This window comes from Pseudomonas sp. BYT-1 (assembly GCF_023611805.1).
GTDB lineage: Bacteria > Pseudomonadota > Gammaproteobacteria > Pseudomonadales > Pseudomonadaceae > Aquipseudomonas > Aquipseudomonas guariconensis.
In genome coordinates this window covers 1340968-1359574 of record NZ_CP072559.1, presented here as the reverse complement: position 1 = coordinate 1359574, position 18607 = coordinate 1340968, and the positions used below count along the sequence as shown (strand labels likewise).

At 58.4% G+C, this 18607-nt stretch carries 23 protein-coding genes, 1 tRNA gene and 1 pseudogene; 1 reads left to right on the top strand and 24 read right to left on the bottom strand.

Going from position 1 to position 18607, the window contains the following annotated elements; all coding sequences use genetic code 11:
* Window positions 1–164: 164 nt before the first annotated feature.
* Window positions 165–391 (top strand): annotated as a pseudogene (locus J5X93_RS28485) (type IV conjugative transfer system coupling protein TraD); the annotation flags it as partial.
* A gap of 25 nt (window positions 392–416) precedes the next feature.
* Here the strand turns inward: J5X93_RS28485 and J5X93_RS28480 are convergent.
* From J5X93_RS28480 to J5X93_RS06100, 24 genes are all read right to left on the bottom strand, one after another.
* On the bottom strand, window positions 417–716 hold the full coding sequence (locus J5X93_RS28480; RefSeq protein WP_502942738.1) for a DUF6392 family protein: 300 nt from the start codon (window positions 714–716) through the stop codon (window positions 417–419).
* A 165-nt stretch (window positions 717–881) separates the two neighbouring features.
* Window positions 882–1910, bottom strand: coding sequence for an IS30-like element ISPsp8 family transposase (locus tag J5X93_RS06205; protein ID WP_050161940.1), 1029 nt, complete (start codon window positions 1908–1910; stop codon window positions 882–884).
* Window positions 1820–2209: a hypothetical protein gene (locus J5X93_RS06200; protein WP_250034558.1), complete on the bottom strand. Its 390-nt coding sequence runs from the start codon at window positions 2207–2209 to the stop codon at window positions 1820–1822. The genes J5X93_RS06205 and J5X93_RS06200 overlap by 91 nt, the downstream gene beginning before the upstream one ends.
* Window positions 2210–2250: 41 nt before the next feature.
* Window positions 2251–2619 carry a DNA/RNA non-specific endonuclease gene (locus J5X93_RS28370; protein ID WP_349815820.1) on the bottom strand — a complete coding sequence of 123 codons (369 nt, stop codon included), beginning with the start codon at window positions 2617–2619 and terminating at the stop codon, window positions 2251–2253.
* A 121-nt stretch (window positions 2620–2740) separates the two neighbouring features.
* On the bottom strand, window positions 2741–4042 hold the full coding sequence (locus J5X93_RS06195) for an ISL3-like element IS1411 family transposase (protein ID WP_011920678.1): 1302 nt from the start codon (window positions 4040–4042) through the stop codon (window positions 2741–2743).
* A gap of 119 nt (window positions 4043–4161) precedes the next feature.
* Complete coding sequence (locus J5X93_RS06190; protein WP_182941608.1) at window positions 4162–4512, bottom strand: DUF596 domain-containing protein; 351 nt, start codon at window positions 4510–4512, stop codon at window positions 4162–4164.
* Window positions 4513–4589: 77 nt separating this feature from the next.
* Entirely contained in the window at window positions 4590–4832 is a 243-nt protein-coding gene (locus tag J5X93_RS06185) for a hypothetical protein (protein ID WP_182941610.1), read from the bottom strand.
* A gap of 654 nt (window positions 4833–5486) precedes the next feature.
* Window positions 5487–5562, bottom strand: a tRNA-Lys gene (locus J5X93_RS06180).
* 61 nt (window positions 5563–5623) lie between these two features.
* Window positions 5624–6298, bottom strand: coding sequence for a 7-cyano-7-deazaguanine synthase QueC (gene queC, locus J5X93_RS06175; RefSeq protein WP_182941612.1), 675 nt, complete (start codon window positions 6296–6298; stop codon window positions 5624–5626).
* Window positions 6299–6314: 16 nt separating this feature from the next.
* Window positions 6315–6962: a 7-carboxy-7-deazaguanine synthase QueE gene (queE, locus tag J5X93_RS06170; protein WP_043209562.1), complete on the bottom strand. Its 648-nt coding sequence runs from the start codon at window positions 6960–6962 to the stop codon at window positions 6315–6317.
* A gap of 160 nt (window positions 6963–7122) precedes the next feature.
* Window positions 7123–7929, bottom strand: coding sequence for a tol-pal system protein YbgF (ybgF, locus tag J5X93_RS06165; protein ID WP_250034557.1), 807 nt, complete (start codon window positions 7927–7929; stop codon window positions 7123–7125).
* A 6-nt stretch (window positions 7930–7935) separates the two neighbouring features.
* A complete protein-coding gene (gene pal / locus J5X93_RS06160) occupies window positions 7936–8436 on the bottom strand; it encodes a peptidoglycan-associated lipoprotein Pal (RefSeq protein ID WP_043209505.1) in 501 nt (166 codons plus the stop codon).
* A gap of 52 nt (window positions 8437–8488) precedes the next feature.
* The gene (gene tolB, locus J5X93_RS06155; RefSeq protein ID WP_043209564.1) at window positions 8489–9760 is read right to left on the bottom strand and encodes a Tol-Pal system beta propeller repeat protein TolB; all 1272 of its coding nucleotides are present in this window, start codon (window positions 9758–9760) and stop codon (window positions 8489–8491) included.
* Between the two features lie 26 nt (window positions 9761–9786).
* A complete protein-coding gene (gene tolA / locus J5X93_RS06150; protein ID WP_043209507.1) occupies window positions 9787–10863 on the bottom strand; it encodes a cell envelope integrity protein TolA in 1077 nt (358 codons plus the stop codon).
* Window positions 10863–11315: a protein TolR gene (tolR, locus tag J5X93_RS06145; protein ID WP_012315816.1), complete on the bottom strand. Its 453-nt coding sequence runs from the start codon at window positions 11313–11315 to the stop codon at window positions 10863–10865. The genes tolA and tolR overlap by 1 nt, the downstream gene beginning before the upstream one ends.
* Window positions 11316–11329: 14 nt before the next feature.
* Window positions 11330–12025 carry a protein TolQ gene (tolQ, locus tag J5X93_RS06140; RefSeq protein WP_043209509.1) on the bottom strand — a complete coding sequence of 232 codons (696 nt, stop codon included), beginning with the start codon at window positions 12023–12025 and terminating at the stop codon, window positions 11330–11332.
* Window positions 12026–12027: 2 nt separating this feature from the next.
* Window positions 12028–12480 (bottom strand): tol-pal system-associated acyl-CoA thioesterase, encoded by a 453-nt coding sequence (gene ybgC, locus J5X93_RS06135; protein ID WP_043209510.1) that lies wholly within the window; start codon window positions 12478–12480, stop codon window positions 12028–12030.
* A gap of 125 nt (window positions 12481–12605) precedes the next feature.
* Complete coding sequence (gene ruvB / locus J5X93_RS06130; RefSeq protein ID WP_043209512.1) at window positions 12606–13649, bottom strand: Holliday junction branch migration DNA helicase RuvB; 1044 nt, start codon at window positions 13647–13649, stop codon at window positions 12606–12608.
* On the bottom strand, window positions 13646–14263 hold the full coding sequence (gene ruvA / locus J5X93_RS06125; protein ID WP_043209514.1) for a Holliday junction branch migration protein RuvA: 618 nt from the start codon (window positions 14261–14263) through the stop codon (window positions 13646–13648). Before ruvA ends, ruvB begins: the two co-directional genes overlap by 4 nt.
* Window positions 14264–14371: 108 nt before the next feature.
* Window positions 14372–14896 carry a crossover junction endodeoxyribonuclease RuvC gene (gene ruvC / locus J5X93_RS06120; RefSeq protein ID WP_043209516.1) on the bottom strand — a complete coding sequence of 175 codons (525 nt, stop codon included), beginning with the start codon at window positions 14894–14896 and terminating at the stop codon, window positions 14372–14374.
* A 181-nt stretch (window positions 14897–15077) separates the two neighbouring features.
* A complete protein-coding gene (locus tag J5X93_RS06115) occupies window positions 15078–15824 on the bottom strand; it encodes a YebC/PmpR family DNA-binding transcriptional regulator (protein ID WP_043209518.1) in 747 nt (248 codons plus the stop codon).
* A 110-nt stretch (window positions 15825–15934) separates the two neighbouring features.
* Window positions 15935–17710: an aspartate--tRNA ligase gene (aspS, locus tag J5X93_RS06110; protein WP_043209519.1), complete on the bottom strand. Its 1776-nt coding sequence runs from the start codon at window positions 17708–17710 to the stop codon at window positions 15935–15937.
* A 94-nt stretch (window positions 17711–17804) separates the two neighbouring features.
* Complete coding sequence (locus J5X93_RS06105; protein WP_043209521.1) at window positions 17805–18026, bottom strand: FmdB family zinc ribbon protein; 222 nt, start codon at window positions 18024–18026, stop codon at window positions 17805–17807.
* Between the two features lie 99 nt (window positions 18027–18125).
* Window positions 18126–18443, bottom strand: coding sequence for a ribbon-helix-helix domain-containing protein (locus J5X93_RS06100; RefSeq protein ID WP_232111746.1), 318 nt, complete (start codon window positions 18441–18443; stop codon window positions 18126–18128).
* Between the last annotated feature and the right edge of the window lie 164 nt (window positions 18444–18607).

Here is an 18607-nt window from a genome sequence, read left to right as displayed (position 1 = left end):
TCAGAGCGATTGGATCTGAGTATAGGAGACTTCGATCGAACCACCACAGGGCGGCGAGACAACCTGAGGCAGGCTGTCATTAGGTTTAATTTCTGCAAGGCTATATAACAAAATGCTTGGCGCAAAATAGCTAATCATCAACACTCATTTTGATAGTCCTCTGAAAAGCCAGCCAAGTGATCGGTAACTTCAACAACCTCTTCATGCTACGCGTGCGCGAAACCGCCACCGCCGAGCTGATCACCAATCAACGACCGAAGGTGCAGATCGACAACAGCACCCAGCAAGCAGTGCGAACGATTTCAAACTGAATGATTCGTACAGCTGACCAGTGTGCCGATGAATCGAGCCTGCACACGTCGTTGGTCTGTCCAAGGGCAATGCTTTCAGCCAACGTATACTTTGCAAATCTCCCTCTACGAGAGCATGAGTGTGAACTTCCACAGACGACCGTCTTGAGAAAACTCCGCGTGCAACGCCGAGCCAAACTTTTTAAAGCGCACCCAAGGTCGTATATAGCCCAACAAGCCATCCATCTTGTCGCCACCCTGGCTATCTGGCGGGCCAAGGGTCTCGACTAGGTCATCCCGCGTCCATTCGCAAGCAGGCTGATCAAGGATATCTCCCCTGAACGGGGTATACCCTTCATGCCGCTGGACGAAGAGATGAATCTGATTGAGCTTTTGCGATCTCTTTTTCTCAAACCGCCCTGGCAGTTCCGGGGCTATGTTTATTCAAGCGCGTCAGAAACCTAGGTTAGTTATTCATACTTAAAGTCGATTTTTATCTTCATACTGCGCAGGCAGAGCTCGACAATACAGCCTTTCCATGGCTTACCTTCCGTATAAAGCCGGCGGTTGCAGGAGCTGAGTGCAACACGGTCATTGAATTGAAACTGGAGCATCATGCCGCATAGCCATGGCCTTCTGCATCACCTCGCCCATAACTTCGATTGGGCATTTGAAGTCGAAGCGCTTACGCGGTCGCATATTCAGTTGCAGCGCAATGGCGTCCAGCTCCTCCTGGCTATGTACCGACAGGTCTGTGCCCTTGGGCAAGTACTGGCGAATCAGGCCGTTGATGTTTTCGTTGCTGCCGCGCTGCCAGGGGCTGTGCGGGTCGCAAAAGTAGATCGCCACGCCGGTTCTTTGGGTGATCTCGGCGTGTCGTGCCATCTCCCGGCCCTGGTCGTAAGTCATGCTCTTGCGCATCTCCAGCGGCATGCTATTGAGCGCGGCGCTGAAGCCTTCCAGCGCCGAAGTCGCCGTCGCGTCGTTCATCTTCACCAACATCAGGTACCCACTGGTGCGTTCCACCAGCGTACCGACGGACGAGGCGTTGGCCTTACCCTTGATGAGGTCGCCTTCCCAATGCCCCGGCATCAGCCTGTCTTCAATCTCCGGCGGGCGCACATGAATACTGACCATCTCGGGGATCTGGCCGCGCCGATCCACGCCACCAGAGCGCGGCCGGCGCGTCGTCTTGCCTTGGCGCAGACAGATGATCAGCTCCTTACGCAGCTCACCCACTGGCAGGGCATAGATCGCGTTGTAGATCGTCTCGCGACAGACGTAGGCATCTCTGAGGCTAGGTATGTTCATGTGGCGCAGCTTGCCGGCAATCTGTTCGGGAGACAAACGCTCACGCAGCATATGAACCACCAGTTCGAAGCGCTCGCTCCCCGGCAGCAGCTTTCGGCTCGGTCGACAGACTTGGCGGCGGGCCTTCATCTGCTCCTGGGCCGCGCGGGCCGAGTAGCTGCCACAGACATCTCGATTGCGGCGCAGCTCTCGACTGATGGTCGAAGGAGACCTATTGATCAGGCGAGCAATCCTGCGCAGGCTGAAGCCCTGGGCGTGGCCGATTTGGATGGTGGCGCGTTCTTCAACGCTGAGTTCGGTATATGACATAGGGGCAGCACCGTACCGGAAAGGTCAGGTGTTGCACTCAGTTTTTGCCGCCGCCGCCCATTTGACTCGAAGAAATTTCTAAGCCGAACAAAAAGATGAAGCAAGTCACTATCCACCTTCGCACTACTTGGCAAAAACCATTGCTTGGTTCCAGAAGGAACCAAATAATCAAATAACAACTTACAGTGATCACCTTCCGGAGAAAATTCGGCCTCTACCAGTACCACCTCGGCATCAGCAGGAGAGATCGCAACCAAAATCTCACCAATGCCCTGATAAATCTCATCATCCACACTCATATCCCACCCGGAGAATTGACAAAAGTTTCTCTTATTGGGCGTTACGAACCTATCTGATATGTCACAGTAAATTTCTCAGGCCTTACAGACCCGCCTGTGTACACCGGTTCAATTTTTACACCCACCGACTTTCCTTCTTTAAGCGCAGACGCCCATTGGTTCTCCAACGTCTTCCAAGCGCCCTTATTGAGATTCCCCTTCATAGGCAGCAAGTTTAGACGTTCGCCAGAGCCGTTAAATATGCTGGCGATCAAGTGACCGCCCTCATCACCATCAATGCCACATTTGTCAGCCACGCACTGCTGATAAGTATTTCGATCATTCTTAGTCAGCGAGAGATTGGACACAACTTTTACAACACGCCCAAGACTATCTGTTTGATAGGTCTTGTTTCCGTCCACCTTATAAATAGTGTTCGGCTCTGGCTTATGGAGCTCCTTAGTCCATGAGCCCTTGCCACCAGAGCTAACTTCTACTTCGCGCAGAGCGTGACCAGTCCCTTTTGGACCAACCTAAACTGGCTCTTCGCATTTAAGGGTGTAGCTGATTTCTAAACCCTCCTGACTTCAGCAAGCACCTGGCTATGTAATTGGTTAAATTTCTAAAGCCCAAGGCGGTACCTCGTAAGTGCTCAAGTCGCCCGTTGATAGCTTCTGTTGGACCGTTGCTGGTTCCTGGCCGGTCGAAGTAGGCAAGGATGCTCTCAGCGTATTTTTTCAGCGTTTCCCCCAAGCCTTTCACCTCGATGAGCGCTTTGGGCAAGTCGCTGGCTGTAATGATATTTATGACCTCTTCCATGAGTTTTTTACCACGTTTTCGATCCGGCTCGTTGTAGGCGCTGACCACCCGTTGGTACATGCTCCAGGTGCAATCCACTTCGAGGTGGTGCTCATCTGCAAACAGCTGGAACAGTTGCTTTTTGTTGGCGTCAGACAGGTAGCTGATCCGAGTCAGTAGCGTTCGACGGCTTTTGTAGAGCGGGTCATTTTTACGCCCTCTGCGGCCCAGGATGTCGTGTTGCACACGCCGGCGGCATTCATCCAGCATGTTGCTTGCCCAGCGCACGACATGGAAAGGATCCAGCACGGTTTGGGCTTGAGGCAGGGCTTCTTGCGCTGCAGATTTAAACCCCGTAAAACCGTCCATGGCAATGCTTTCGATCTGGTCACGCCACGATTTGGGGCGACTCTGTAGCCATTGCTTAAAGGCTTGTTTGGAGCGGCCTTCCAGCACATCGAGCAAGCGGGCCGGCCCGTTTTTGTTACGCACGGGCGTAAGGTCAACCACGATGGTGACGTACTTGTCACCACAGCGTGTATGTCGCCAAACATGCTCATCCACGCCCAGCACGGTCACACCGTCAAAACGTGTCGAGTCATTAAAAAGCAGGCGCCGTCCTTCGTTGATAATGGCATTATTAGCGGTGTGCCATGCAACATCAAGCTGGCTCGCAACACGAGATACCGACAGATGATCCAGCACGATGGCAGCTAATGCCCAGCGTATCGCCCCATATGAAAGCTTTGAACGTGGAGGTGCTGCACTGTTTGTATCTTCATGCCAGAAACAGCCGCAAGCACAACGCCAGCGACGGATACGCAGCAGCAATCTGGTTGGTCGTTGTCCGTAAGGTGTGTGAGCAAGATGCCTATCGACAGTACCGCGTGAAACACCAGCAGCCCCGCACTTGGGGCATGGCTCGGGTGCTTTGGTTAAACGACATTCGATGACGGCGCGCTCTGCACAAAGATGTTGTCCAGTGGCAGTCAGGCCGAGGTTATTCAGTTGGCAAAAGCTGGAAAGATCAGGGCTAGAAAAGGTAAGATTGTTCACGTCGGGGGCTTAGTTTTTGTTGGTGTGAGAGCTTACATTTTCTAAGATCCTCGACTCCTTTTCCAGCCGGTCAGATTTTTTCTACACCCTTAAATGCGAAGAGCCCCTAAACTTACAAACTACGTCCAAAACTCCTTCCCATCCGAGTCTATCCATACAACCCCAGCGGGGGCCTCTGTGATAAACCAAAGCCCGAAGCCATCAAGATCATTTTCACCAGGCTCTTCAGGCCACGCATCTTTCAGCACGTTTAGCTGATCTTGAATAGTACCAGCGAGAAAAAGGCCATCATACGCAAGTCTTACATTTCCCTCCAATATCAAACGCGCCATCAGAGAGAAGAACAGATCGACTCGGCGCGCGTAATCAACAGACGAACCAAGAAGCCCAACCGTCATATGCTGCCATGTGGCCCCCATTGAAAGCCCAAATGCGCTTCGCAATACCGATTTATAGAGGTCATCAGTCATTTGAACTTGATCTCCACCTTCCTTCCGCCATTAATTGACTTATCCATAACATCTATCGTCCAAGAAGCCCCCGTCTGCTACTGTCCAACGAATGGCTTGAGCAACGCGTCTCGCTCGGTGATCGACAGACTGTCTGCACCTTTGAGGTCGATAGAACGAATCGTGAAGCAGCGTTCGTCTTCAGGCTTGGAGGGTACCGGAGGGACGGAGGGTTGCCCTGGGAGGTTGCGTAGATCTTCAAGGCGACGCTGCTGCTCCTCGAGCAGTCGGTTCTGGCGTTCGCGAATCAGGTCTTGATCGCCTGGTGAGGCGCAGGCCATACCGATAGAGCTGCTGAACACCACACACAGAAAGGCTCTCTGTGCCAAACGCTGACCCACCGACATCACCACATCCCTGTGCGATCAAAGAAAACGAGCTGAGGTACTATTTTGCCATCATATTGGCGTCAATTTGTCGTGGACAGGATCCGGAAACCGACAAGCGGTAGGGCTTTAACCGCGCCCCAGGGCGACGTTAAATTTTGAACGGAGCGTGGCTCTCCCCGCTCAGGCGATCGGGAACCTGGTCTGGCTGATGACTGCTATCGACCCAGGTGTTTGAATAACGCTACAGGCAATGATTGTGGCTACCCATAACTTCTCTGGGTCGCATAGGTGGAGCTAACACCTACCCACTAGCAGCTTACGCTTGAAAAAAGCCGAAGTCGGTAGAATTCACTGTGGTCGAAAATCGGTCATCTGCGGCAGCCACCAAGCTGTTTCGCTTGGAATTTCTCAGATAGATCGTCATGCATCACAGTCAGGAATCTAACTGACCGACAAGAACGAAAAAGCCCGCAAACCTAGATGGTCGCGGGCTATTCCATACTGAAATCACATCGAAGCGAGCCTAAGGGTCGCTCCAGGGGCAGCAAGACTAGATTGGCTGTGAGTTGCCTTCCCTTCCTAGTACCTGCATTACCGCTGTGAATATGGTGGGTCGTGTAGGATTCGAACCTACGACCAATTGGTTAAAAGCCAACTGCTCTACCAACTGAGCTAACGACCCGTTGGATGGCGCGTATAATACTGATTTCTAACGGGAAATCAACACCTCATCGGCAATTTTTTCAAAAATAGCGGGTAGGATCCGCCACACCGGCTGCCGCGAAGCCATCGGCCCGCAAACGGCAACTGTCGCACTTGCCGCAGGCACGCCCCTCGTCGTCCGCTTGGTAGCACGAGACGGTCAAGCTGTAATCCACGCCACGGGCAATACCAGCCTGGACGATCTGGGCCTTGCTCAGATTCTGCAAAGGCGCCTGGATACGGAAGCCCTGCCCTTCCACACCGGCCTTGGTGGCAAGGTTGGCCATGCGTTCGAAGGCCTCCACGAACTCTGGACGGCAGTCCGGATACCCCGAGTAATCCACGGCGTTGACACCAATGAAGATGTCACGGGCGCCCAGCACCTCGGCCCATCCCAGTGCCAGGGACAGGAATACGGTATTACGCGCAGGCACATACGTGACCGGGATACCTTCGCCAGGTGTCTCTGGCACATCGATACTGGTGTCGGTCAAGGCTGAGCCACCAATGCCGTTGAGGTTCAGACCGATTACCTTGTGCTGGACCACGCCCAGGTCTCGGGCAACACGCGCTGCAGCGTTGAGCTCGGCACGGTGACGCTGACCGTAGTCGAAACTCATGGTGTAGCAGCTATAGCCTTCAGCCTTGGCCATGGCGACCACGGTGGCCGAGTCCAGACCACCGGAAAGCAGAATTACCGCGCATTTATCAGTCATATTGATACTCCTCGTTTCAGCGTCCCGGTTCGTCGTTCCACAGCAGTTTGTGCAACTGCAACTGGAAGCGTACGGGCAGGTTGTCGGCGACGATCCAGTCCGCCAGGTCGGTGGCACTCACCTGGTGGTGGCTGGGTGAAAACAGTACTTCACCCGCACGCTGCGCCAGGTTGTACTGAATCAGCTTGGAGACCGCCCAGTCATAGTCCTCGCGCGAGCAAATGACGAACTTGACCTGATCGTTACGGGTCAGGTGCTCGATATTCTCGTAGAGGTTGCGGTGCGACTCCTCCGAGCCCGGGGTCTTCAAATCGACCACGCGGCTGACCCGTCGATCGACCTGGGCGATGTCCAGGGCACCACTGGTTTCCAAAGAGACTTCGTAGCCGGCGTCGCAGAGGCGCTGGAGCAAGGGCAACGCATTGGGCTGGGCCAAGGGCTCGCCACCGGTCACGCAGACATAGCGCGGCCGGAATCCCGCCACTTGCTCGAGAATGTCGTCGAGGGTACGTACGGTGCCGCCGCTGAACGCGTAGGCACTGTCGCAATACTGACAGCGCAGGGGGCAGCCTGTAAGGCGCACGAATACGGTGGGCAGCCCAGCCGTCCGTGTTTCACCCTGCAAGGAGTAAAAGACTTCGGTGATGCGTAATGTGTCTTGCATGATCGCCACGGGCGTGACAGCTAAACAGGCTGTCCGCCTCCGTCAGGCACTGTCGCGGACTCGACATAGCGTTATCCGCACCAGCGTGTTTACGAAAAAAGGGCCAAGATTCTAACGAAAAAACCCGCGACAAGCGCGGGTTTCTTTCGAATGGCGATATTCAGAGCTTTTGCAGGTCACGCTGAGCCAGTTGTGCGGCAGATGTGCCGGGATACTGGGTGATGACCTGCTGAAGGATGCCCTTGACCTTGTCGGTGTGCCCCATACGGCGCTCGACATCTGCCAGCTTGTACAGCGAGTCAGGCACTTTGCTGTGTTTGGAGTAGAGCTGGCCGACTTTGGCGAAAGCCTGGCTGGCACCTTGCAGGTCGCCCTTGGCCAGGTTCACCTCACCCAGCCAATATTGGGCATTGCCGGCGTACTGGCTATTTGGGTACTTGCGCAAGAAGGCGCCGAAGGCCTGGCTGGCCTTGTCGAAATCCTTCTGCTTGATCAGGTCGAAAGCTGCATCGTAATAGAGCTTCTCTTTCGCCGGATCACCTGGTTCGCTGCTGGCGGCCGGTTGTTGGGCCGCGGCGCCAGCAGCGGCACCGGTGGCGACATTGGAGACGCCACCGGTGGGAGAATTCTCGGGGGTCGCGGCAGGTGCGACACCGCTGTTGATGCGACGGTCCAGATCCTGGTAACGCTCCAGGTTCTCCTGCTTCATGCGGGCGACATCGTTCTGCAGCTCTTCGATGATGCCTTGCTGGCGGGAAATCTGATCCTGCATCTGTTGCAGCTGCATGAACAGCTGGCCCTGTGCAGAAGCAGGGGCCGAAGCCCCTGCCCCGGCATAGGCGCCGCTCGTGCCATAACCCGCAGGCGGATAGCCACTTGCGTTGTCATCTACTACAGGAACCTCAGCCCAAGCCGCGAGCGGCAGGCTAAGCGCGAGGACGGTTACAGCACGACGGCACATACGCATAAGAACTTACTTACGCAGTTCTACGCGACGGTTCTGAGCCCAGGACTGCTCGTCGTTGCCGGTGGCAACTGGACGCTCTTCGCCGTAGGAAACCAGTTCCAGCTGAGCAGGGGAAACGCCCTGCAGAACCAGGTAGCGTTGAACGGCCTTGGCACGACGCTCGCCCAGAGCCATGTTGTACTCGCGAGTACCGCGCTCGTCGGTGTGGCCTTCCAGAACAACACGGTTGCCGTTGGCTTTCAGGTCCTTGGCGTGAACGTCCAGAGCGCGCATGGCTTCTGGCTTCAGGTCCGAGCTGTCGTATTCGAAGTAGAAAGTGGTGATTGCGCGCAGGGCGGCTTCTTCGCTCAGGCTGCCGTCAACAGCGCCAGTGTTGGCACCATAGCCAGCGTTAGGATCAACAGCGGCGCCTTCGCCAGCGTTGTCACCGCCCTTGGAGGAGCAACCTACAGCCACGGCCATGGCCAGAGCCAGCGCAGCGAATTTACCAAACTTCAGCATTTCCATCGTGAAACTCCTAATGAAACCCCAGTGTGTTAAGCAAAAGTATTACGCCGCATCAGTTCAGGTAAGGGGACCAGGACGGTTCTCTGACTTCGCCTTGAGCGGTAGGAAGCGGGAGCCTCACGCGTCCATTGAGAGAGACGAGCATCAAGACTCCCCGGCCCTGCTGGCGGGTGGCGTAGATTAGCATGGTGCCGTTTGGCGCAACAGTGGGAGACTCATCAAGACTGGTGTCCGACAGAATCTTTACACTTCCGCGCTGCAAGTCCTGGGCAGCCACTTTGAAGTTGGTGAAGCCCTGTTGGCGATGGATCATCACCAGGGTCTTTTCGTCCGCCGACAGTTTCGGGTTGGCATTGTAGTTACCCACGAACGTGACACGCTCGGCGCCACCGCCACTGACCGATGTCTTGTAGACCTGCGGCTTGCCGCCACGGTCGGATGTGAAGTACAGGGTATTGCCATCCTTGCCCCAGAACGGCTCGGTGTTGATGCCTGGGCCTGCAGTTACACGGCTGATCTGGCGCGAGCCCATGTTCATCACGTAGATGTCCGGGTTGCCGTCCTTGGACAACACGAAGGCAAGGCGCGAACCATCTGGCGACCAGGCCGGAGCGCCGTTGAGGCCTTCGAAGTTGGTGATCTGCTCACGACGCCCGGTATCGATGTGCTGAACGAAGATGCGCGGACGCTTCTGTTCGAACGAGACATAGGCAATACGCTTGCCGTCCGGTGCGAAACGCGGCGACAGGATCGGCTCACGCGATTGCAGCAAAGTAACGGCGCGGGCACCGTCATAGTCCGAACGCTGCAAGGTGTAACGGGTGTTGTTGGCGGAGAAGCGCTCGGCAGTCACGTACAACATGCGGGTGGAGAATGCACCCTTGATGCCGGTGAGCTTCTCGAACGACTGGTCGGCGATGTAGTGCGACATGTCGCGCAGCTGGTCGACGCCACCAGCAACGCTGCCGGTCAGCACCTGCTGTTCGGTGGCGACGTTGAACAGGGCGTACTGCACCTGCAGGCGACCGCCGGACGGCACGATGCTGCCAACCATCACGTATTGGGCCCCCAGGGCTTTCCAGTCACGGAAGATGACTTCGCTGGCCTGGGTCGGCTGGCTGATCATGTTCTGCCGTGGAATGGGCGAGTAGTAGCCGGAGTTGCGCAGGTCATTGCCAATGATCTCGGCCATGTCCTCGGGCAACACGCTGCCACCCTGCAAACCGAACGGCACTACCGCGATCGGAGTCGCCCGATCGCTGCCGCTGGTGACCAGGATGTTCTTTTCCTCTGCCACGGCCATACCTGCCACGCAGCAGAGCATGACCAGCAGTCCTTTCAGACGTTTAATCACAACGCTAGATCCTCAGGTGTAAATGTCATCTTGAATGAACGGTACGGATTGAACTCGTTCGGCTTCAAGCCCTGCATCTCGGTCAGACGACCAATGTTCTTCACCGCTGCCACCGCCGAGCTGTCGAACGGACCGTCGCCACTGGAGCGCGCCACGCTGACGTTGGTGATGGTGCCATCGGGCAGCATGTTGATCTGCAGGACTACCGTCATGCCCCTGCGTGCGGACGGCGGACGCGCCCACCCTTCGGCTGCTCGCAAGCGAATCAGGTCGTCGAAATCGCCGGCCACTTCATCGCCACGCTCATCGGCCAGGGCCTGCTGCCGCTCGGTGGTATCGGACAGCAGCTCGGCCAGGGCCTGAGCTTTCTTGTCCTCTGCCGCCTTGCGGGCCGCTTCCTGCGCCTTTTTCTTCTGGGCATCCGCAGCCGCCTTCTTCTTGGCGTCTTCGGCTGCCTTCTTCTTCGCTTCCTCGGCCGCCGCTTTCTTCTTGGCGTCCTCGGCTGCTTTCTTCTTGGCCTCTTCGGCGGCTTTCTTTTTAGCCTCCTCGGCAGCCTGTTTCTTGGCTTCTTCCTCGGCTTTCTTCTTGGCCTCTTCCTCGGCCTTCTTCTTGGCGATATCAGCCTGCTGCTTCTCAGCGGCCTTCTTCGCCTCCTCGGCTTTCTTGGCCTCGGCAGCCTTCTTGGCTTCAGCGGCTTTGGCAGCCTCCTCGGCCTTCTTCGCCTCGGCGGCTTCACGGGCCTCTTCGGCCTTTTGAGCGGCGTCAGCTTTCTTTTGTTCCGCGGCCTTCACAGCTTCCTGCTCGACCTTCTTCTGCTCCAGTTGCTCGACCTCAGTCTGGCGCGAAGCGGTTTTCTTCGCTTCCCCGGCAATCTTCTGATTGGTCTGGGTGGTCGCCTGACTCTTGGATTTGAGCTGATAGAGCGTAGCCTGGACGATCGGCTTGGACGGCGGCAGCTCAGGCGTCATGGCGAAGCTGACGAACAGCATCGCGAACACCAGAACGTGCAGACCAATGGCCCAGACAGTGGGCCAGAAGTAGCTTTCCGAGGCGGATGGCTCTCGCTGTTGCATCAGGGCGCCTCGGTAATCAGGCCAACGTTACCGACACCGGCCTTCTGCAACCCGCCCATGGCACCCATGACCGCGCCGTAGTCGACGGCCTTGTCGCCACGAATGAAGACCTGGGTCTGCTTGCCCTGGTCGCGACCGGCGGCGATGATCTTGGTCACCGCGCTGGTCATTTCGGGCAAGGTCATGGCCTTGTCCATCTGCTTGTCGGTATCGACTTCGCTGCCGAGGTTCCAGTAGTAGGTTTTGTCGGCCTTGATCGAGATGGTCAGGATCTGAACGTTGTTGTCCTGGGGCAAGGCTTCGCTGGAAACCTTGGGCAGGTCGACCTTCACGCCCTGGTTGAGCATGGGGGCAGTCACCATGAAGATGACCAGCAGCACCAGCATCACGTCGATGTAGGGCACCACGTTCATCTCGGCGACCGGCTTGCGTTTGTGGCGAACTCGGGCCATGGGCTTCTACCTGATTACTCTTCGCTGGTGTGCACTTTGCGGTGCAGGATTGCCTGGAACTCGTCGGCGAACGTGTAGTAACGACCGATCAGCACTTCGCTGCGGGCGGAGAAACGGTTGTAGGCAATGACCGCCGGGATCGCGGCGAACAGACCGATCGCAGTGGCGATCAGTGCCTCGGCGATGCCCGGAGCCACTGTGGCCAGGGTCGCCTGCTGAGCCGAAGCCAAACCGCGGAAGGAGTTCATGATGCCCCAGACGGTTCCGAACAGGCCGATGTACGGGCTGGTGGAGCCGACAGTGGCAAGGAACGGCAAGCTCTGCTCGAGCTTTTCTTCCTCACGGGAGATGGCCACGCGCATGGCACGCCCGACGCCCTCCATGACCGCATCCGGGTCGACACCCGGCTGCTGGCGCAGGCGCGAGAACTCTTTGAAGCCGGCACGGAACACCTGCTCCACGCCCGAGTCCGGGTCCGGATTGCTGCCTGCCTGACGATACAGCTTGGACAGGTCGATACCCGACCAGAAGCGCTCCTCGAAGGCATCGAGCGCACGACGACCGGCGCGCAGCATAGTGCTGCGCTGGAAGATCATGATCCATGAAGTGACCGAAGCGGCCACCAGGGTCAGCATGACCAGCTGTACCACTACACTGGCATTGCTGACCAGACTCCACATGGAGGTATGGTCGACGACGTTAGCTTCCACGCTTATTCTCCTGCATTCGATTGAGTACCCGTGCCGTCCGCCAGGAAGGCGTCGCGCAGTTCTGGGGGAATGGCCCGGGGTTTGAAAGTGTCGGCGCGCACGGCGGCCACCAGGAACTGCCCTTCGCAGAGCAGTGTTTCATCCTTTTCCCGCCAGACCTGCTGCACGAAGCGCAGGCTGGCGCGGTTCAATTCAAGCACTTGCGCGGTCACCCGCAATTCGTCGTCCAACCGCGCCGGCGCGTGGTAACGCGCTTCGCTGGAGTGAACTACGAACAACAGGTTCTGGCCGGCAAGCTCGGACTGGGAAAACCCCAGGTGCCGCAGCCGCTCGGTACGCGCCCGCTCCATGAATTTCAAATAGTTGACGTAATACACCACGCCACCGGCGTCGGTGTCCTCGTAATAGACGCGACAGCGGTGAGCGAACGGTTCCAGGCCATTTTGCGCGCGCATACTCTAGTGCTTACTCCTCAGCTTGCCAATCCGCCCCGGCAACTGTTTTTGCATGGATAATGTCTTATTGCCAGTGCGCCAAGCGCGTGCCAGCGGTAGGACCACGAAAACCATGATTCGATCTGTCATTCATCGGGATCGGAGAACTCTCCGCCTTCGGCGAAGCGCCCTGGAATGTTCAGCCCAAAATGCAAGTAGGCATGCCGAGTGACCACCCGCCCGCGCGGCGTGCGCATGATGTAACCCTGCTGGATCAGGTACGGCTCGAGCACGTCCTCGATGGTGTGACGCTCCTCGCTGATCGCCGCGGCCAGGTTGTCGACCCCCACTGGACCACCGTCGAACTTCTCGATCATGGTCAACAGCAAACGGCGATCGGAATGGTCGAAGCCACGCTCGTCGACATCCAGCAGGTTCAGTGCCATGTCCGCCACGGCCTTGGTGATCTGTCCTTTGCCACGAACCTCGGCATAATCGCGCACGCGTCGCAGCAAGCGGTTGGCGATACGCGGCGTGCCGCGGGCACGACGGGCGATCTCGTAGGCCCCCTGGTCCTCGATGGACAACCCGAGGATGTTGGCCGAGCGGCTGACGATGGTCGCCAGATCCTTGTTGCTGTAGAACTCAAGGCGCTGGACGATGCCGAAGCGGTCGCGCAGCGGGTTGGTCAGCATGCCAGCACGGGTTGTAGCGCCGACCAGAGTGAACGGTGGCAGATCGAGCTTGATCGAACGCGCCGCCGGGCCCTCGCCGATCATGATGTCCAGCTGAAAGTCCTCCATCGCTGGATAGAGCACCTCCTCGACGACCGGCGACAGCCGATGGATCTCGTCGATGAACAGCACGTCATGGGGCTCCAGGTTGGTCAACATCGCGGCCAGGTCACCTGGACGCTCGAGGATGGGCCCCGATGTACTTTTGACCGACACGCCCATTTCCTGGGCGATGATGTTGGCAAGGGTGGTCTTGCCCAGGCCCGGCGGGCCGAAAATCAAAGTGTGGTCGAGGGATTCGTTGCGACCGCGCGCCGCCTGGATGAACAACGCCATCTGCTCGCGCACCACCGGCTGGCCGATGTACTCATCCAGGCTCAGAGGGCGGATAGCGCGATCCTGGATTTCTTCTCGATCGCGGCCATTGGCGGCGATCAGTCGGTCAGTTTCGATCACTTGGCGATCATTCCTTTAAGGCTACGGCGAATCAGCTCCTCGCTGCTCAGACCGCTCTTGCCCTCGATGGCCGCGACTGCCTTGCTGGCTTCCTGGGGCTTGTAGCCCAGGGAAATCAGGGCGCTGACCGCATCGGCCTCCGCATTGGAGGCAGTGCTGACGGGCATTGGGCCATCAGAGACAAGGGTGAACATTGCAGGAGAGGTTTCCCACGCTTTGAAGCGATCCTTGAGCTCCACCAGCAGGCGTTCGGCGGTCTTCTTGCCCACCCCGGGCACACGCACCAGCGCCGAGGCGTCCTGAGCCTGCACACAGCGCACCAACTCATCGACTTCAAGGCCCGACATCAGCGCCAGGGCGAGCTTCGGCCCAACGCCATTGAGGCGGATGAGCTCGCGAAACAGTTCACGCTCGCGCTTTTCGGCAAAGCCATAGAGCAGATGGGCATCCTCACGCACCACCAGATGGGTGTGCAACGTGACCGGCTCACCGATTTTCGGCAACCGGTACAAGGTAGTCATTGGCACCTCCAGCTCATAGCCAAGGCCATTGACATCGACTATCAGGTGCGGCGGCTGTTTTTCCGCCAGAGTGCCGCGCAAACGTCCAATCACGTTCCGATCCTTTCCTTCGGGTGCCGGCCAGAAACCGGTCCACCCTATCAGCAAATGCAGTGGGAGACTGTTCCCCCCACACAAAATATGTATCAGCGCATGAAGCGGCTACAGACGCAAGCGTCCACCGCGTCGCCGGGCTGTGGCCAATCCATGCGGGATGAGGCTGGACCGAGTGTGAGCATGGCACAGCGCGATGGCCAGGGCGTCGGAGGCATCCACCTGGGGCTTTTGCGTCAACTTCAACAGGTGCATGACCATCAACATCACCTGTTCCTTGTTGGCGCCACCGGTGCCGGCCACGGCCTGCTTGACCTGGCTGGCACTGTATTCGGCAATCTCAAGACCCGCCTCGGCGGCCGCGACGATCGCCGCGCCCCGAGCCTGCCCAAGCTTGAGAGCCGAATCGGCGTTGCGCGCCATGAATACCCGCTCGATGCCCATGGTCACCGGCCCGTGCTGGCGAATGATCTCACTCACCCCACGGAACACGACCTGCAGCCGCTCGTGCAATTCGCCACTGCCTGTGCGAATACAACCAGACGCCACGTACTCGCAGCCGCGAGCCGTCTGACGCACCACACCGAAACCTGTGATGCGCGAACCGGGGTCGATACCAAGAATCAGAGTCATAGGGCCTGTCATTGAAAGGAGGCATGTTTGCGAACTGCATCGGCCCTTTCGCGGGCAAACCCGCCCCACAGACATGGCACCGGTTTCGATTGCGGCGCCATGCCTGTGAGAGCGGGTTTACCTACAAAGCCCGTACAGGCGCTGACAAGCTTACAGAGCTGGTAGCGGTCGCCCGAACACCTTAGCCGAGCTTCTCCATGATCTCGTCGGAAATTTCGGCGTTGGAGTAGACGTTTTGCACATCGTCCAGATCTTCGAGCATGTCGATCAGCTTGAGCACTTTCTCCGCCCCCTCCTGATCCAGCTCGGCACTGGTGGTCGGCTGCATCACGATCTCAGCGTCGGCGGCCTTGAAGCCGGCCTCTTCCAAGGCGTTACGTACGGCATAGAAGCTGTTGAACGAAGTGAATACATCGAAGGAGCCGTCGTCATTGGCGACCACATCGTCGGCATCCGCTTCCATGGCGGCTTCCATGAGGGTGTCTTCGTCCAGGCCCGGAGCAAAGCTGATCTGCCCCTTGCGCTCGAACAGATAGGCGACGGAGCCGTCGGTACCGAGGTTGCCGCCACACTTGGTGAATGCATGACGCACAGCCGCTGCGGTGCGGTTGCGGTTATCGGTCATGGCCTCGACCATGATCGCCACGCCACCAGGACCGTAGCCTTCGTAGCTCAGCTCTTCGACGTTGTCGCTTTCGTTGGTGCCCGCACCACGCGCCACGGCGCGGTCGATAATGTCGCGGCTCATGTTGGCACCCAGGGCCTTGTCCAGGGCCAGGCGCAAACGCGGGTTGGAAGCCGGGTCAGGCCCACCCTGCTTGGCAGCGACAGTCAGTTCGCGGATCCACTTGGTGAAGATCTTGCCTCTCTTGGCATCCTGGCGCTCTTTGCGGTGCTTGATGTTTGCCCACTTGGAATGACCAGCCATAACGACTCCGAATCCTTGAAACAGAAACAGGTTCCGCCCCGAAGGGCGGAACGCGAGAAAACTGCGCCAAAGCGCGTGGGCGCTTCCGCCAGGGAAGCGCCCTGGGTCGATTACTCGACCTTGGTCTGCTCACGCAGACGGATGTGCAGCTCGCGCAGGGCCTTGGCATCCACCAGACCTGGAGCCTGGGTCATGACGCACGCGGCGCTCTGGGTTTTCGGGAACGCGATCACTTCACGGATCGACTGGGCGCCGGTCATCAGCATGACCAGGCGGTCCAGGCCGAAGGCCAGGCCACCATGAGGTGGCGCACCGAACTTCAGGGCATCGAGCAGGAAGCCGAACTTCTCCTGCTGCTCTTCGGCACCGATGCCCAGCAGACGGAAGACCGCCTGTTGCATTTCCTTACGGTGGATACGGATCGAGCCGCCACCGAGTTCAGTGCCGTTGAGCACCATGTCATAAGCACGCGACAGCGCAGCGCCCGGGTTGGCCTCGAGCTCTTCAGGCGAGCACTTGGGCGCGGTGAACGGGTGGTGCAACGCGCTGAAGCTACCATCGTCGTTTTCTTCGAACATCGGGAAGTCGACGACCCACATCGGTGCCCACTCGCAGGTCAGCAGCTCGAAGTCGTGGCCCAGGCGGATACGCAGCGCGCCCAAGGCTTCGCTGACGATCTTGGCCTTGTCGGCGCCGAAGAACACGATGTCACCGTCGACGGCGCCCACGCGATCAAGGATCACGTTCAGGTTGGCCTCTGGGATGTTCTTGACGATCGGCGACTGCAGGCCCTCGACGCCCTTGGCGCGCTCGTTGACCTTGATGTAGGCCAGGCCCTTGGCGCCGTAGATGCCGACGAACTTGGTGTATTCGTCGATGCGGCTGCGCGGCATGCTGGCCCCGCCCGGCAGACGCAGAGCGGTGACGCGGCACTTCGGATCGTTGGCCGGACCTGCAAAGACCTTGAAGTCCACGTCCTTGAGCTGGTCGGCAACATCGACCAGTTCCAGCGGAATACGCAGGTCAGGCTTGTCGGAACCGTAGCGACGCATGGCCTCTTCGTAGGTCATGTGCGGGAATTCGCCGAACTCCAGATCCAGGACTTCCTTGAACAGCTTGCGGATCATGCCTTCGGTCAGGCCCATGATCTCGGCTTCGTCGAGGAAGCTGGTCTCGATGTCGATCTGGGTGAATTCCGGCTGACGGTCGGCACGCAGGTCCTCGTCACGGAAGCACTTGGCGATCTGGTAGTAGCGATCGAAGCCGGCGACCATCAGCAACTGCTTGAACAGCTGCGGCGACTGCGGCAGGGCGAAGAAGCTGCCAGCGTGGGTACGGCTCGGGACCAAGTAGTCGCGCGCGCCTTCCGGTGTGGCGCGGGTCAGGATCGGCGTCTCGACGTCGAGGAAACCGTTCTCGTCCAGATAGCGACGGATGCTGCTGGTGATGCGCGAGCGCAGACGCAGCTTGTCGGCCATTTCCGGGCGACGCAGGTCGATGAAGCGGTAGCGCAGGCGGGTTTCCTCGCCTACATCGGAATATTCGTTCAGCGGGAAGGGTGGGGTTTCCGCCTCGTTGAGCACCTTGAGCTCATAGCCCAGCACTTCGATACCGCCGGACGCCATGTTCGGGTTGACCGCGCCAGCCGGGCGCAGACGCACCTTGCCGGTGATCTGTACGACATACTCGCTGCGCACGCGGTCGGCAGCGGCGAAAGTCTCGGCGCGATCCGGGTCGAAGACGACCTGGGCCATGCCTTCGCGGTCACGGATATCGAGGAAGATCACCCCGCCGTGGTCGCGGCGACGATGGACCCAGCCGCAAAGGGTGACTTCCTGGCCGTCCAGGCTCTCGTTCAGTTGGCCGCAATAATGGCTGCGCATCATGATGGTGGTTTCGCTTCTCGTGATTCGTGTATTCGGTGGAGGTCTTGGCCGCCCAAGGGGCTAATACTGCAAGACCCAGTCACTGCAATTCAACTCAGTCGGCCTTGTCGCCGCCTGCCAGGTTCTTCTTCGCCCCGGTCTTGAAATCGGTCTCGTACCAGCCGTTGCCGCTCAGGCGGAAGCCGGGTACCGACAGCAGCTTTTTCAGGGCTGGAGCCTGGCACGCCGGGCAGTCGGTCAGTGGTGCGGCGCTGATCTTCTGCAACACCTCCATCCGGTGATCGCAGGACGCACATTGATAGTCATAAAGGGGCATGGGGGTGTCTCTCGTCAACCACAACGCTGCCGGGGCAGTAAAAAGCGGGATTATATATGGTTAAGGAGAGCTGCGCAGCCCGCCCGGCGATCAGCGTACTCAGGGCGGATCGAGCAGCCAGGCCACGCAGATCACCCGAATCAGCCCACTGAAGTTGCGAACCCCACCGTGACGCAAGTGGACCTCCCGATCCACGTAGGACAGCACGGCGCTTACCGTGCATTGGTTGGCCTGGGCGATGCGTTCGAGAATACGCCAGTAGACCACCTCAAGCCGCAGGCAGGTGGCAAAGCCATTGAGCCGGACCGACCGGGAGACCGGCCGAACCTGCATCATGTCGAAATCTGCCCGAAAAGGGTCAATGCACTGCTTGCCCGGCCATTTTCCCTGGCAAGCGCCTCGCCTGCCTTGTTGCATCACTTCCACCACACCACTCCATTGTCTGGAAAAATCCCCTCGCACCCATGCACGACCGGGCAGATCAATAAAGCGCTGTCAGGGCCTTCAAAGCAGTGGCAAAACCTTCCGGGCGAAACGAAAGACCCGACCCTGGGCAGGGTCGGGTCGATGGAGCCTACAAA